Annotated in this window: 13 protein-coding genes; 3 read left to right on the top strand and 10 right to left on the bottom strand. The window is 60.5% G+C overall.

Annotated elements, in window-relative coordinates; translation table 11 throughout:
• Nucleotides 1-44 precede the first annotated feature (44 nt).
• On the top strand, nucleotides 45-2159 hold the full coding sequence (locus HBO19_RS23740) for a TonB-dependent receptor (RefSeq protein WP_170058429.1): 2115 nt from the start codon (nucleotides 45-47) through the stop codon (nucleotides 2157-2159).
• 137 nt (nucleotides 2160-2296) lie between these two features.
• Here the strand turns inward: HBO19_RS23740 and HBO19_RS23735 are convergent, their stop codons facing one another.
• Nucleotides 2297-3313 carry an ABC transporter substrate-binding protein gene (locus tag HBO19_RS23735; protein WP_170058428.1) on the bottom strand — a complete coding sequence of 339 codons (1017 nt, stop codon included), beginning with the start codon at nucleotides 3311-3313 and terminating at the stop codon, nucleotides 2297-2299.
• Nucleotides 3314-3434: 121 nt separating this feature from the next.
• Complete coding sequence (locus tag HBO19_RS23730) at nucleotides 3435-3884, bottom strand: hypothetical protein (protein WP_057439059.1); 450 nt, start codon at nucleotides 3882-3884, stop codon at nucleotides 3435-3437.
• Between the two features lie 387 nt (nucleotides 3885-4271).
• Here HBO19_RS23730 and HBO19_RS23725 point away from each other — a divergent pair, with 387 nt between their 5' ends.
• Entirely contained in the window at nucleotides 4272-4526 is a 255-nt protein-coding gene (locus HBO19_RS23725; protein ID WP_169954704.1) for a hypothetical protein, read from the top strand.
• An 81-nt stretch (nucleotides 4527-4607) separates the two neighbouring features.
• The gene (locus HBO19_RS23720) at nucleotides 4608-4844 is read left to right on the top strand and encodes a DUF2789 domain-containing protein (RefSeq protein WP_169954722.1); all 237 of its coding nucleotides are present in this window, start codon (nucleotides 4608-4610) and stop codon (nucleotides 4842-4844) included.
• 7 nt (nucleotides 4845-4851) lie between these two features.
• On the opposite strand, the gene HBO19_RS23715 is transcribed toward HBO19_RS23720, so the two are convergent.
• The 8 genes from HBO19_RS23715 to HBO19_RS23680 all read right to left on the bottom strand — a co-directional run bounded on the left by HBO19_RS23715 (nucleotide 4852) and on the right by HBO19_RS23680 (nucleotide 13978).
• Nucleotides 4852-5055: a hypothetical protein gene (locus HBO19_RS23715; protein WP_032861075.1), complete on the bottom strand. Its 204-nt coding sequence runs from the start codon at nucleotides 5053-5055 to the stop codon at nucleotides 4852-4854.
• 125 nt (nucleotides 5056-5180) lie between these two features.
• Entirely contained in the window at nucleotides 5181-6776 is a 1596-nt protein-coding gene (locus HBO19_RS23710) for a methyl-accepting chemotaxis protein (RefSeq protein WP_170058427.1), read from the bottom strand.
• 228 nt (nucleotides 6777-7004) lie between these two features.
• Complete coding sequence (locus HBO19_RS23705; RefSeq protein WP_010173153.1) at nucleotides 7005-7409, bottom strand: TraR/DksA C4-type zinc finger protein; 405 nt, start codon at nucleotides 7407-7409, stop codon at nucleotides 7005-7007.
• Between the two features lie 411 nt (nucleotides 7410-7820).
• The gene (locus HBO19_RS23700; RefSeq protein ID WP_169954724.1) at nucleotides 7821-8858 is read right to left on the bottom strand and encodes an ABC transporter permease; all 1038 of its coding nucleotides are present in this window, start codon (nucleotides 8856-8858) and stop codon (nucleotides 7821-7823) included.
• A gap of 22 nt (nucleotides 8859-8880) precedes the next feature.
• Nucleotides 8881-10419, bottom strand: a complete 1539-nt coding sequence (locus tag HBO19_RS23695; RefSeq protein ID WP_169954725.1) for a sugar ABC transporter ATP-binding protein — start codon at nucleotides 10417-10419, stop codon at nucleotides 8881-8883.
• 62 nt (nucleotides 10420-10481) lie between these two features.
• Nucleotides 10482-11417, bottom strand: coding sequence for a sugar ABC transporter substrate-binding protein (locus HBO19_RS23690; RefSeq protein ID WP_169954726.1), 936 nt, complete (start codon nucleotides 11415-11417; stop codon nucleotides 10482-10484).
• A 367-nt stretch (nucleotides 11418-11784) separates the two neighbouring features.
• The gene (locus HBO19_RS23685; RefSeq protein ID WP_170058426.1) at nucleotides 11785-12831 is read right to left on the bottom strand and encodes a Gfo/Idh/MocA family oxidoreductase; all 1047 of its coding nucleotides are present in this window, start codon (nucleotides 12829-12831) and stop codon (nucleotides 11785-11787) included.
• Between the two features lie 136 nt (nucleotides 12832-12967).
• Entirely contained in the window at nucleotides 12968-13978 is a 1011-nt protein-coding gene (locus HBO19_RS23680; protein WP_170058425.1) for a Gfo/Idh/MocA family oxidoreductase, read from the bottom strand.
• Between the last annotated feature and the right edge of the window lie 7 nt (nucleotides 13979-13985).

Here is a 13985-nt window from a genome sequence, read left to right as displayed (position 1 = left end):
GCGGCTGTGCGTTGCTTTCAAGCCCTGCTTTTCAGGATTTATCGATGAAACATTTACCTCTATTGGCGGGCCTGTTCGGCTGCCTGCCTTTTTGCGCCTGGGCCCTTGAGCTGGCCCCCACCACCATCGACGGCGCCGCCGCCAACGAGCCGGGCCTGGCTCTGGACCAATCCGGCGGCATGGCCTCGCGCCTGGGCCTGAGCGTGCGGGAAACCCCGGCCTCGGTCAGCATCGCCGACCGCAACGATATCGAGCGCCGTGGCGCCAAGACCTTCCAGGATGCGGCCAACACCCTGCCTGGGGTCAACGCCAGTGCGCCGCCGGGGTTTGGCGGGTTTATTTCCTATCGGGGCTTTACCAGCAGCCAGATCACCCAGATGTTCAATGGCATCAACGTCGCCGGTGGCCTGGCACGGCCCGTGGACGCATGGATTTATGACCGGGTGGAGCTGGTGGGCGGTCCCTCCTCGTTGATCAACGGCGCCGGCTCCGTGGGCGGCTCGCTGAACTACGTGACCAAGCTGGCCACCCGCGAGGAGCAGGCCGTCGAAGGCCAGATCAACTACGGCAGCTACGACACCACCGGCATCGCCCTGGGCCTCAACCACGCCCTGACCGAGCCCGGTGCCGAGGTCCAGCACTACGCGCGCCTGGATGTCAGCCGCAACACCAACCATACCCATATCGACCGCCAGCAACGCGATGCCTGGAGCGTGGCCTTTTCCCTGCTCAGCGACCTCACGCCCAACCTGTCCCATACCCTGGCCCTGGAGTACCAGGACGAACACGAGGACAGCCCGTACTGGGGCACCCCGGTGCTCAATCCCAAGGCCGGCGAGCTGAAAATCGACAGGCACAACCGCTTCAACAACTACAACGTCGCCGATGGCCGCTACGAACAACGCACGATCTGGGCCCGGTCGATCATCGATTACCGGATCAACGACAGCACCACCCTGCGCAACACCCTCTATCACCTGGACAGCCAGCGCGACTACCGCAACCTGGAGACCTACCAGTACAACGCCGATAACAGCCTGGTGAACCGTTCGACGGCCTATCAGGTGCGCCATCAGGGCGAGCAGGACGGCAACCAGTTCGAGCTGCGCCATGACAGCAGCGTGTTCGGCCTGGCCAGCACCTGGTCCGGCGGTTTCGAATACAAGGTCAACAGCACCACCGCCAGCCCGCTGAACGTGTCGGCCAAGAACGCTGTGGACCCCAACCACTACGATCCGGGGCATTTCTACGACCTGCCAGGCACCAAGCCGGGCTTTATCAAGGACAAGACCACCGAAGTGACGACCAAGGCGCTGTTTGTCGAGAACCGCCTGGGCCTGACCGACAAGCTGTCGCTGCTGAGCGGCCTGCGTTATGACGCCATCGACCTGGACGTGACCAGCCACCGCGACAACCTGGGTAACGTCAAGCGCCGTTGGGAGCCGGTGACCGGGCGCGTGGGCCTGACCTACCAGTTCATCCCGTCAGCCAATGTCTACGTGCAATACAGCACCGCCGCCGAACAGCCCACCAGCACCACCCAGGTGTTTGATGTCTCCACCGGCAAGCAATGGGAAGTGGGCAGCAAGTTCGATTACCTGGACGGGCGCGGTTCAGCCACCGTGGCCGCCTACCACATCGAGCGCAAGGACTTTGCCGTGACCGACCCACAAGACCCCACCCGCAGTATTGCGGTGGGTGCGCAGTCGTCCAAGGGCATCGAACTGGCCAGCTCGTTGCGCATTACCCCCAGGCTGTTGGCCGAAGGCAATTTCGCCTGGGTCGATGCGCAATACGATGATTTCAACGAGAAAATCGCCAGCGGCGCAGTGGTATCGCGCAAGGGCAACACGCCGACCAACGTGCCCAAGCGCGTAGGCAACCTGTGGCTGACTTATGACATCGCCCCGGCCTGGCAAGGTGGCGTGGATGCGCGGTATGTGGCGCAGGTGTACGCCGATAATGCCAACACCCTGACCGTGCCGGCGTACACCTTGTTTGGCACGTTCCTGACCTACAAGGTCGATCAACACACCTCGGTCACGGGCCGGGTGCGTAACCTGACCAACGAGGTATATGCGCAGTTTGCCCATGTGTCGCCGGCGTATTACCTGGGGTCGCCGCGTACCTTTGAATTGGCGGTGCAAACCAAGTTCTAAGGGGAGCGCAATCAAAACTGTGGGAGCGGGCTTGCCCGCGATGGCGGTGTATCAGGTTAGAAATACTTGACTGACACACCGCTATCGCGGGCAAGCCCGCTCCCACGTTTGGATCGTCGTTTGCAGTGACGGCGTGGCTATTTCAGGCTGGCTTGGACCTTTGTAGCCACATCCTCCGTCAACCAGGCCTTCCACACTTGCGGATGCTCTTTGAGAAACGCCTGTGCCACTTCGCGCGGCGGGGTGTGCTTTTCGCTCATGGTTGCCAGGGCTTCGTTCAACGGTCCAATTGGAAACTCGACCTTTTCGAAGAACCCGGCAATCTGCGGATATTCCTTCTGGAACGGCGTGGACACGCCAATGCTCAGTTTGGACGCCAACGAACGCGTCGGCTTGGGGTTGGGGTTGTCGGCATCCGTCAGGGTCTTCCACGCCTCGGCGTCGAAGGCAGGTTCCTCCAACTGGATCAACTTGTAGCGCCCCATCAGTGGGGTCGGCGACCAGTAGTAAAACAGGATTGGCTTGCCACGGCGGATCGACGAGGCTATCTCGGCATCCAGCGCCGCGCCCGAACCGCTACGAAAGTTGACGTAGCTGTCGTCCAGGCCATAAGCCTTGAGCTTCTGCTTATTGACCACCTCTGAGGTCCAGCCGATAGGGCTGTTGAGGAACCGTCCCTTGCCGGGGGCCTCCGGGTCCTTGAACACATCTTTATAGCGCGCCAGGTCCTGTACGCTGCGCAGCTCAGGGGCCAGTGGCTTGATCCCTTTGTCCGGGTCGCCCTTGATCACGTATTCCGGGACCCACCAACCTTCGGTCGCGCCCTTGACGGTATCGCCCAGGCCAACCACCTTGCCTTCGGCCTCAGCCTTGACCCACACCGGGCTGCGGCCCGCCCATTCCTCGCCGATCACCTGGATATCATTCTTGGCCAGGGCGGTTTCCAGGGTGATGGTGGTACCGGGCAGGGTATCGGTGGGCAGGTCGTAGCCCTTCTCGACAATAAAGCGCAGTACTTCGGTGATCAGGCTGCCACTTTCCCAATTCAGGTCGGCAAAATGAATGGGCGCCTGGGCAGCCGCTACCGGTGCGGCCGCCATCGACAGGCCCAAGGTGGTAAGGGATGCTGCCAACAGCGCTCGTATTGCTTTCATGCCTTTGAACCTCGCGTTTACACAGCCATGGCGGATGGCTTTGCTGTCATGCGAAAGCCCTGAATAATTAAGTCCACCCAACTGTAGTAGAGGTTCAACCGATTGCCGGTGCGCTCGCTTATTACTCGCTGGCCTTGAAAGTCACCAGTTCACCCTTGCGCCACTTGGCGGCCTTGCCGGTCACGGCCTTGAGGGTCTTGCTCAGGCCTTCTTGCAGTTGTTCATTGGCGGCGAACACCAGCATCACGCTGTGACCTTCCTTGAACACAATGCCCTCGCCCTGCGCCGTGGAAACAAACGCGTAGTCACCCAGGCCATAGACCGTCAACTTGATATCGCGAAACTTCAGCTCGAACTTGCCACCTTCACGGCTGGGCAGGACTGCGGCGCGAAAGTGATCGCCGACCTTGAGCTCCAGGCGAGGTTTGTCATCGACCACCAACGCTGTTTCGGTATCGATTTCAGCAATGTAAATGCCTTCCGGGGTTTGTTCCGTGATGTAAACAAACCGCGACTGAAACTGCTTAACCAACTTCGCGCGCAAATCACCCAGCACGAACAATGCGTGCATATCCAGATTACTAACTGCCAAGGAAACGCCCCCACATCTAAAAAAGCGCCGCCCGCCAAGGGCAGACAGCACAAAAAAGGCCGATACGGCACGGTACATTAAAAAACTGAAGTTGATTCCCGCCAGACTCGTACAGCCGTGCCTGACAGCCCTTGTACAAGGTCGTCAGGCGGTGCAGGAAATCACAGGTTTATCGGCCAGAGAATACTGGACGCCCCACTTCAGAGAATACCCCATTTGAAAGGGTGGTTTTCCGACAGCCAAAAACCAAGGAAAAACGTTGGATGGAACCGAACGCGGGCTGCCGACAACAATATTAGAACAGCAACGCGGCTTAAAACCACCCGAAATGCTGCAAGTAGGTCAACAGATCAACAGGAGCTCGCCATGCAAAGACTTCATCGCGAACCGACACTGACTCGCGACACCTTATCGCGCAAGGATAGCGCGCTATTCTACAGCGTGTACGCCCACAACGCGTGCCCGGATTTCGCCCTGTATCGGGTCGTCCCGGCGGGCAAGAATTTTTTCCATATCCTGGAAGTGCCCAGCGGTCGGATCAAGGGCTTTCGCAGTGACCATAACAAGGCCTGCGCCCTGGCCAAGGAGTTGGAAGCTCTCCTGTGCATCAATGCCCGTTGACACGCGACTCAAGCAAAATCGAACTATGCGCGCTGGCACGCCTCCCATGGGAGTAGAGACTTAACTATCGTGGAGAATGACATGGACGCGCCAACGCATACCTTGCAAGACCTGTTCGAACAGTTGGGGTTGGAGGCCTCGCCTGCTGCCATCGACACGTTTATCGGTGAACATCCCCTGGCAGAGACTGTGAAGCTGATCGACGCGCCCTTCTGGACCCCGCAACAGGCGCAGTTCCTCAAGGAAGAACTGCGCGAAGACGCGGACTGGGCGATTGCCGTGGATGAGCTGAACCAGCGCCTGCACCAGAGCGTATAACCTGCAGTCAGTGCAGGCGGTCTGAGCGCTCCAGGTCCAGCAGCGCCTGCCAGGCCGCGCGGCATTCCTGGGCTTCGTCGCGACTGGCGAAGGCCGTGCCGCGCTGTTCACCGTTGAGCAACACCACCCAGCAGGCCCTAAGGCCCAGCGCACGCAGGGTCTGTGGCACACCGCTGCCAATCATCACCGCTACATCGACTTTGCTTTGCATGGAAGTTCTCCGCAGGATTAGTTAGCTAGCTAACAATGTGCAGCATCTTAAGCTGTTCCTCACGCCGGAAAAAGCTATCGGCGTAAAAGCTTCCTTGCATAACACGCAACAATCCGTGCCTGGGCCTAGTGCGCGCCAGCCTGTCCCTCAGGCTTATAGCCCAGGCGCAAGCCGCCCCAATGCCGGCCACTGACCATGATCGGCACCGACAGATCGTGCATCAACTCGCCGGTATCACGGGTATAGGTCTGCAACAGCACAGCCTGCTGGTGGCTGCCGCAGCGAATGCCGGTGCGGTCTTCAAACTTGCGCTTGGTGCGATTGTTCACCGCGTCCACCTGAACATCGCCGGTAAGCGCCTGGGAAAACACCTTGTTGTGCGTCGGCACATAGCCCTGTGGCGTGCAGGCAATCGCGAACACCAGGCCTTCGTGCCGGGGCAGCAAGGCTTCCTGGATAGCGGGCAATACCTGGTCGGTGTAGCCGTCGAAACGGCTGTGGTACTTGGTCGGCTGGCTGTTGGCAATCGGTGTGTAGCTGCGATTGAACAAGTCATCGAGGCTGATGCGGCTCTGCTGGACATCCGCCTCGAACTGCGCGGCGATGCGGCTCGCGCCTTCGCGGGCGAGGTCGTAGATGCGCTGGTGATAATCGTCCAGGCCGACTTCGGCCAGGCGCTCGCTGATCGTTTCGGCCTGCCCTTCCATTTGTATGGCGGCCTCGGCCAACTGCTGGGTCTGCTGGTCGCTGACGGTCAGGTCGCTGCGCATCTGCTCCACCGCATGGAACAGGCTGTCGAGCTGCACCCGATTGGTCTCGGTGCCCTGGGCAATCGCGTTGACCTGGCCTTCCACCCCCGCCGCCAACGTGGCAATGCTCTCCAGTTGCTCGCCGGCGTGCTCCACTTGCTCGACACCGGCCTGCAGATCCACGGACAACTGGCGGATTTGCTCCACCACCTGGGCGGTGCGCTGCTGGATGTCCGCCACCATCACCCCGACTTCGTCGGTGGCAGTCGCCGTACGGCCGGCCAGGCCGCGCACCTCATCGGCCACCACGGCGAACCCGCGCCCATGCTCACCGGCCCGGGCGGCTTCAATGGCGGCATTCAAGGCCAGCAGGTTGGTCTGGCTGGCAATCGACTGAATCACCAGGGTCACGCGCTGGATCTCTTCGCTGCGCTGGCTCAGGGCCTCGATCAATTGCCGGCTGTCGCTGGCGCGCTGGCTGAGTTGATGCATGCGGCTGATGGACTCTCCGAGCACCGCGCGCCCCTCGGTGCTGCGCTGATGGGCCTGGCCCGCCGCGCCGAGGGCTTCACGACTGAGCTGGGACGTCAGTTGCTCAGTGCCAATCATCACTTCGGCACTGCTGACGATTTGCTGGGCGGCGCCCAATTGCGATTGCAGGCGGGCCGCCAGTTGCTTGACCGAATAGGCCACGCCGGCGGCTGACAGCGCGTTATGGCTGGTGGTGTAGGACAGATCGCGGGTCAACGCGCCAATGGCATCCTCGACGACAGCCGGCGCAAGGCTGCGGGCCGGCTTTTTCAGCAGCGGTAGCCAGACCAGCAACAGGGCCACGGGCACGCAGAGGTACATCGACAGGTCGGCAAACACCAGGCCCGACAATACCAGCACCAGGGCGATGCTTTGCAGGAACGGTGTGACCCAGCCAGGCAGTTGGCGGCTCACCGCGTGCGGCACCACGGCGGCGCCCATCAGAGATCCATCCCCAGCCATGCTTGTTACCCCACTGCTTGTCATTATTGTCTCTGCATTAAACGCCACTAATTGGCCATTATCTATGGGCCTTTGGTGTTAGGGCTTGCAGCAGATCAATAGACGGGGGGATGACACGCGCAGGATCACTGCAGGAGCCAGCTTGCTGGCGATAGCGGTGTTGATCGACCGCTTTCGCCAAGCCAGCTCCCTACACAATCAAACAGATCAGGCTTGGCGCTGATGCTTGTCGATTTGCTCGTGGCGCTCTTGCGCTTCGATGCAGTACTTGGTGGTCGGGCTGATCAGCAGGCGCTTGAGGCCAATAGGCTCGCCGCTGTCATCACACCAGCCAAAGGAATCTTCCTTGATACGGCCCAGGGCCTGTTCAAGTTGCGGCAGCATGCGCTGGTCGCGGTCGATGGCGTTGACCAGCCAGGTGCGCTCTTCTTCTACCGAAGCAGCGTCAGCAGGGTCAGCCGGGGTGTCCAGGCTTTCAATGGCGATGCGGTTCTGCTCAATGCGCTCGTGGTGCTCGACTTTCATGTCTTGCAACAACTGCTCGAAAAAAGCGTGCTGCTCGGCATTCATGTAGTCATCCGCCGGCATGGCCAGCAACTTTTCCTTTGTCATTGATTTCTCTATAAAAAATACGTGCATTAAGGCGAATAAGGGAGCGTTCCGGCCAACCTCTGCAGGTCGGGGAAAGACGCCGTCCATTCCAAGCGCCACCCGGCACTCAATTTACGAGGGGCGGCAGTCTACGGCTGACTTGAGGGCGCAGCAACTGAAATGACAGGCAATTTGTCCGACATTCCCCCAAAAGGCACCAGGACGGGCTCGGCAGGTGGTTATCGGAGTGCGTTTATAGCAAGAAATTCAGTGTTGTGGAGCTATATAGAAGACAAACGGTTGGCGGTGCACAAATGTAGGAGCGGGCTTGCCCGCGATAGCGGTGGGTCAGTTGATAGATATTTGACTGACCCATCGCTATCGCGGGCAAGCCCGCTCCCACATTTTGCGTTTCTACAGGTTCAAGTCGGCTCAGCGCTTAAGCTTGCGCTTATTGCGATACTGGTCGATCACCACCGCCACCACGATGATCAGGCCCTTGATGATGTCCTGGATGTACGCATCCACCCCCACGAAGGTAAACCCGCTGGCCATCACCCCGAGGATCAGCGCGCCAATCACCGTGCCGGTGATGCGCCCTACCCCGCCCGCCAGGCTGGTGCCGCCGATCACCGCAGCGGCAATCGCGTCCAGCTCATAAGACATGCCCATCCCCGCCTGCCCGGTAGCCGCCCGAGCCGAGGCAACCACACCCGCCAACCCGGCCAGCAGCCCGGCAATGCTGTAGACGATGATCAGGTGCCGCTTGACGTTGATCCCCGAAGTGCGCGCCGCCTGCATATTGCCGCCGATGGCGTAGGTGTACTTGCCGTACTTGGTGTAGCGCAGGGCAATGTGGAAGATCACCGCCACCACCAGAAAGATGATCACCGGCATCGCGCCATGGCCGATGGCCGTGTAGGAATCCGACAACATGCTCACCGGCTGGCCTTCGGTGTAATACCGCGCCAGGCCACGGGCCGAGACCATCATGCCCAGGGTCGCAATAAACGGCGGGATGCCGGTAATGGCGATGATGCTGCCGTTGATCGCCCCCGCCAGCAGGCCCACGCCCAGGCCGGCCACCACCGGGATCCACACCGGCAAGTCCGTCAGCGATGGAAACACCGCGCGGGAAAAGTCCGAGGTTTGCGCCAGGCTCGCGGCAATCATTGCCGACAACGCCAGCACCGAGCCCGACGACAGGTCGATCCCCGTGGTAATGATCACCTGGGTCACGCCAATCGCCAGCAAGCCGATGATCGACACCTGCAGGATCATCAGCACCAGGCGCTGGGAGTTCATCAAAAAGCTCTGGTCACGCACGATCCAGCCAAACACTTCGAACACCAGGCCGATACCGATCAGCACCAGGAAAATGCTCAGCTCGGTAGGAAACCGCCGCCGGCTCTTGACCGGTGCCGCAGCGGGCTTTTTTTCCTCGGGTTTGCTTTCCAGTATTGCGTTCATTACCCGTCACCTTTTTTATTCGTTAGTGGACTGCCGTCATACCGGAAGCCAACTGCATGACTTTTTCCTGGGTGGCCTCGGCCCGGTCCAGGGTGCCCATCAACTCGCCTTCGTGCATCACCATCACCCGGTCACTCATGCCCAGCACTTCCGGCAGTTCCGAAGAAATCATGATCACCGCCATGCCCTCGCTGGCCAGGAAGGCAATCAGGCGATAGATCTCGGCCTTGGCCCCGACATCGATGCCACGGGTCGGCTCATCGAGGATCAACAGCCGTGGCTGGGTCATCAACCAACGGGCCAACAGGGCCTTTTGCTGATTGCCGCCCGACAGGGTGTCGATGCACTGCTCAAGGGAGGGGGTTTTTACCCGCAGCTTCTTGCACATGTCCTCGCACAAGGCCCGCAGGGCTTTTTGCTGGATAAAGCCCTTGCCCGAGTAATGGGGCAGCACGGCCATTTCCATGTTTTCCAGGACTGACAGGCACGGGAACAGGCCACTGAGCTTGCGGTCCTCGGTCAACAGCGCAAATCCCTGCTTGATCGCCATGTGCGGGTCGCTGATGCGCAGCACCTGGCCGTCGAGGCGGATCTCGCCGCCGTCGCTTGGGGTAATGCCGAAAATCGTTTCCGCCACATTGGTGCGGCCCGAGCCCATCAGCCCGGCAATGCCGAGGATCTCGCCGGCATGCAGGTCAAAGGACACGCCCTGGAACACGCCGTCCAGGCGCAGGTCGCGCACCGACAGCAGCAACTCGCCGATGGGTTTGTCGCGCACCGGGAACAGTTGGCTCAATTCGCGCCCGACCATCATCGAGATCAGGCTGTCGCTGTCCATGCTGTCGGCTCGCTGCAGGCCGATATAGGCGCCATCGCGAAACACCGCCACCTCATCGGCAATGGCAAACACTTCATTCATTTTATGGGTGATATAGATGATGCCTTTGCCCTGGGCCTTGAGGTCGGCAATGATCGAAAACAGGTGGGCCACTTCCTTGTCGGTAATCGCCGACGTCGGCTCATCCATGATCAGGATGTCGGAGTCGTAGGACACCGCCTTGGCAATCTCCACCATCTGCCGCTCGGCAATGCTCAAGTTGCCAACCTGCTCCTCGGGGTCAAGGTTGATCCGCAGCCGCGCCAGCAACTGCGCAGTGCAACGGTGCATGGCCCGGTGATTGACCAGGCGCAGGCCATTGAGCTGCTCGCGGCCGATCCAGATGTTCTCGGCGATGCTCATATGGGGCATCAGGTTGAGTTCCTGGTGGATCATCGCGATGCCCGACTGCAAGGCGGCCAGGGGTGTATCAAACACCACCGGCTTGCCCCGTAGGCGGATTTGGCCGGCGTCGGGCTGGTAGATGCCGGCGATGATTTTCATCAGCGTCGACTTGCCGGCACCGTTTTCTCCCATCAGCGCCAGGACCGAGCCGGGGCGCACCCGCAGTTGCACATCGTCCAGGGCCACGACGCCGGGAAAACCTTTGCTGATATGGGCGATTTCCAGCAGGTAAGGCTCTTCTAGACCTGCGGGCTGCAAAGCAGTCGCTTGAGCGAGCATATCGGGGCTCCATCGGCAGGGCGATTGCGACCGCCCTGCGGGCTTATTGTTGTTATTGAACGCTACTTGAACGACGCGACATTGTCCGGGGTGATCAGCTGGAACGGCACCACGACGTTTTGCTCGACCGCCTCGCCCCTGGCCATTTTCACCGCCGCCTCCACCGAACCGACCGCCTGCCCCTTGGCATCCTGGAACACCGAGAGCGCCATCTCGCCCTTGGTAATCGCATTCAAGCCGTCGGGCGTGCCATCGACGCCGCCAATCAACACGCTGCCCGGTTTGACTCCCGCGGTTTTCAAGGCCATGGCCGCGCCAATCGCCATTTCGTCATTGTTGGCCACGACCGCATTGAACTCGCGGCCCTGGGTCAGCCAATCGTTCACCAGGGTCATGCCCTTGTCCCGCAGCCAGATCCCGGTCTGCTCCTGTTCAATCTTGATGTCCGGGTATTTGCCGAGGACCTCCTTGACGCCCTTGGTGCGATTGGTCGTCGAGTTGTTGGCCAGGTCACCCAGCAGAATCACGATTTTGCCTTTGCCGCCCAGTTTCTCGGCCAGGTACTGCATTTGCAGTTTGCCGGCCTCGACGTCATTGGACGTCACCGTCACCACCCCTTTGGGCAGGTCGGTCTGATCCGGGCGGCGGTTGACGTAGACCAGCGGGATACCGGCTGCCACCGCGGCCTTGGTAATGCGTGCGGTGGAGGCGGTGTCCACCGGGTTGACCACCATGGCATCGACTTTCTGGCTGATAAAGTTCTCGACCTGGCTCAGTTGCTTGACCACGTCGGCGCGGGCATCTTCGAACTGCAGTTGCACGCCGTCGCCCTTGGGGTAGGACTTGGCTTGCTTGTCCATATCCTCACGCAGGTAGGTGAGGAAGGTGTCGTCGAACTGCGACATGCTGACGCCAATCTTGATATCGGCGGCCGCGGCCACGCCGCTGGCAAGCAGCATCGACAAGGCCAGCGAGGCGAAACGGATCTGGGTCTTCATGAACGGTCTGTCTCCACTTTCTTGTTGGTTTTCTGGACGTAGCGTTTATCAGAGCGATGAGTTGGCAGCAGGCAGCCGTACCACGGGCGCCCCCGGAATGCAGCACACCAGGGCGCCCTTGCTTTCGATGCAAAGGACATTGAGAAAAGAGAAATAGAAGGGCCGTGCGCGGGGCGGGAAGGCAGTACGTAACACTCGCAGTACAGCGTTGAAGATTTTCATCTGACGGTACCTGGTTGTTTTTTTATCTTGTTTTTGTTGAGCCCACCGCGTCCTTTATAAAGGAAGGCCGGGACAGACTTTCAGCAGCCTGGAAATGACTTTATTGGAAAATAATTTCCATATCAACTCATTTTAGAATTTTATTCTATTTCCACTCTACCCCTTCCAGCGTGGCCATCTCCACCACTTGCCGGCGCTCGGCGCTGAGCCTGGCGGCATCCAGCACGCAGGTGGCTTCCCAGGCATCCCTGGCCTGCACCGGCAGTTCGCCCTGGCCCTGGACTGCGCTTTGCAATTGGCGATAGAACTGGTTCCAGGCGCCCTTTTGCGAAGGGATCCGCTCGCGTTCCGCGCCTTGTTCGAACCAGCCCCAGCGGCGATGATCTTCGGCGCCCCAATGTTCACCTTCGGTCTTCGGATTCTTGCCGGCCAGCAGCGCCTGTTCCTGGCCATCCAGGCCTTCGACGGTGTAGCAGCCCGCCGTGCCGTTCACTCGAAAACGCGGGGCCTGGCTGTTTTGCAGGGCGCTGCCCCACAGGTGGGAAATCACCCCGTTGGCGTGGGTCAGGCAGACAAAGAAGCCATGATCGACCGTGGGATGCTCGGCGCTGTACTGCAATTGCGCATACACCAGCTCTACCGGACCGAACAGCTGCAAGGCCTGGTCCACCAGATGGCTGCCCAGATCCCGCAGGAACCCGCCGCCGCTGGCGTTGCCCACCGCTTGCGGACTGTAGCGCTCTACCCTGGATTCAAAGCGGGTGATAGTACCCAGGGCGCCAGCCTCGATCAGCTTGCGCAGGGTCAGGTAGTCCGAATCCCAGCGCCGGTTCTGGTAGACGCTGAGTTTTACCCCTTCACGTTCGGCGGCGCTAATCAGCGCCCGCGCCTGCTCGGCATTGGCGGCGAAGGGTTTGTCGCTGACCACCGCCAAACCATATTCAATGGCCTCCAGCACCAGGGCCGGGCGGCCCTTGAGGGTGGTGGAGATCACCAGCACCTCCACCCCGGCTTCGACGATCTGCGCGATGCTGTCGAATGCCGGCACCCCGGGATGCTCCGTCGCCAGTTGCTGGCGGCGCTCGGGGGCGCGGGTCACCACGCCAACGAAGATTGCCCCGGGCAATGTGGCGATCAGCGGGGCATGAAAAAAACGGCCACCGTGGCCGTATCCAACCAGTCCGATTCGCATGAACCAACTCCTCTCGTGATCTGCAAACCCAATCAAAATGTAGGAGCTGGCTTGCCTGCGATAGCGGTAGATCAGTCAAGTATTTCTAACCTGAACCACCGCCATCGCAGGCAAGCCAGCTCCTACATTGACCGCGCTAGCCGTAGAATGCCGGGCGCTGCGGCAAGCTGACCGCAACGATCTGCCCACTGCCCTGGGCCTCGATACACGCATCCGCCGCCACCGCCGCCGCAAAACCATCCCAGGCCGAAGGTCCCCCCACCTGACCGGCGCGCACGCCATCGATAAAGGCCTGCAACTCGACGTCATAAGCGCCAATAAAACGGTCTTTCCAATCCATCAGAATTGCATTCGATAGCTTGGCGCCGCTGCGCAGTTGCACCTGGGACGGCTCAGGCAATTTGGCAATGCCCGTCTCCCCCACCACTTCACACTGGATGTCGTAGCCGTACTGGCAGTTCACAAACACTTCCACATCGATCCGCGTACCCCTGGCGGTTTCCAGCAGCACGATCTGCGGGTCGCGCAAATGGCTCAGGGCCTTGCTGGTTTTACGCGGGAACACCACCTGCACTGACACATAGTCATCGGCCAGCAGCCAGCGCAGCACGTCCAGCTCGTGGATCAAGGTGTCGGTGATGGCCATGCCGGTGTTGTAGTTTCCCCCCACCGTCGGGTTGCGGTGGGCGCAGTGCAGCATCAACGGTTCGCCGATCTGGCCGCTGTCGATCACCGCCTTGAGCGCCTGGTAGCCCTGGTCATACGGGCGCATGAAACCGACCTGGACCAGGCGCTTGCCGTGGGCCACTTCCGCCTCGACGATCTTGCGACAGCCTTGGGCCGTGACAGCCAGGGGTTTTTCACAGAACACCGGTTTGCCAGCTGCGATAGCCGCCAGCACAAATTCCTCATGGCTGGGGCCCCAGGAGGTGACCAGCACCGCCTCGACCTGCGCCGAATGGATCAGCGCATGACCGTCGGCGTACACCTCGGCGTTCAGTTGCAGGTCAGCCACCACCTGGGCCGCCTGCTCAAGGTTGATATCGGTGACCGCCACCACCTGGCTGTTGAGCAAGGTCTGGCTGCACCGGCGGATATGGTCCCGGCCGATGGCGCCCGTACCGATCACACCCAGCTTCAAAGACATGGAAACG

Source organism: Pseudomonas sp. WS 5021 (genome assembly GCF_012985535.1).
GTDB lineage: Bacteria > Pseudomonadota > Gammaproteobacteria > Pseudomonadales > Pseudomonadaceae > Aquipseudomonas.
This window is presented reverse-complemented; position numbering and strand designations above follow the sequence as displayed.

Coding starts and splice junctions, on each gene's coding strand:
- HBO19_RS23690 (WP_169954726.1), bottom strand. CDS start 11,417: ATGAAGACCCAGATCCGTTTCGCCTCGCTGGCCTTGTCGATGCTGCTT.
- HBO19_RS23695 (WP_169954725.1), bottom strand. CDS start 10,419: ATGCTCGCTCAAGCGACTGCTTTGCAGCCCGCAGGTCTAGAAGAGCCT.
- HBO19_RS23685 (WP_170058426.1), bottom strand. CDS start 12,831: ATGCGAATCGGACTGGTTGGATACGGCCACGGTGGCCGTTTTTTTCAT.
- HBO19_RS23725 (WP_169954704.1), top strand. CDS start 4,272: ATGCAAAGACTTCATCGCGAACCGACACTGACTCGCGACACCTTATCG.
- HBO19_RS23705 (WP_010173153.1), bottom strand. CDS start 7,409: ATGACAAAGGAAAAGTTGCTGGCCATGCCGGCGGATGACTACATGAAT.
- HBO19_RS23680 (WP_170058425.1), bottom strand. CDS start 13,978: ATGTCTTTGAAGCTGGGTGTGATCGGTACGGGCGCCATCGGCCGGGAC.
- HBO19_RS23700 (WP_169954724.1), bottom strand. CDS start 8,858: ATGAACGCAATACTGGAAAGCAAACCCGAGGAAAAAAAGCCCGCTGCG.
- HBO19_RS23730 (WP_057439059.1), bottom strand. CDS start 3,884: ATGCACGCATTGTTCGTGCTGGGTGATTTGCGCGCGAAGTTGGTTAAG.
- HBO19_RS23735 (WP_170058428.1), bottom strand. CDS start 3,313: ATGAAAGCAATACGAGCGCTGTTGGCAGCATCCCTTACCACCTTGGGC.
- HBO19_RS23720 (WP_169954722.1), top strand. CDS start 4,608: ATGGACGCGCCAACGCATACCTTGCAAGACCTGTTCGAACAGTTGGGG.
- HBO19_RS23715 (WP_032861075.1), bottom strand. CDS start 5,055: ATGCAAAGCAAAGTCGATGTAGCGGTGATGATTGGCAGCGGTGTGCCA.
- HBO19_RS23710 (WP_170058427.1), bottom strand. CDS start 6,776: ATGGGCGCCGCCGTGGTGCCGCACGCGGTGAGCCGCCAACTGCCTGGC.
- HBO19_RS23740 (WP_170058429.1), top strand. CDS start 45: ATGAAACATTTACCTCTATTGGCGGGCCTGTTCGGCTGCCTGCCTTTT.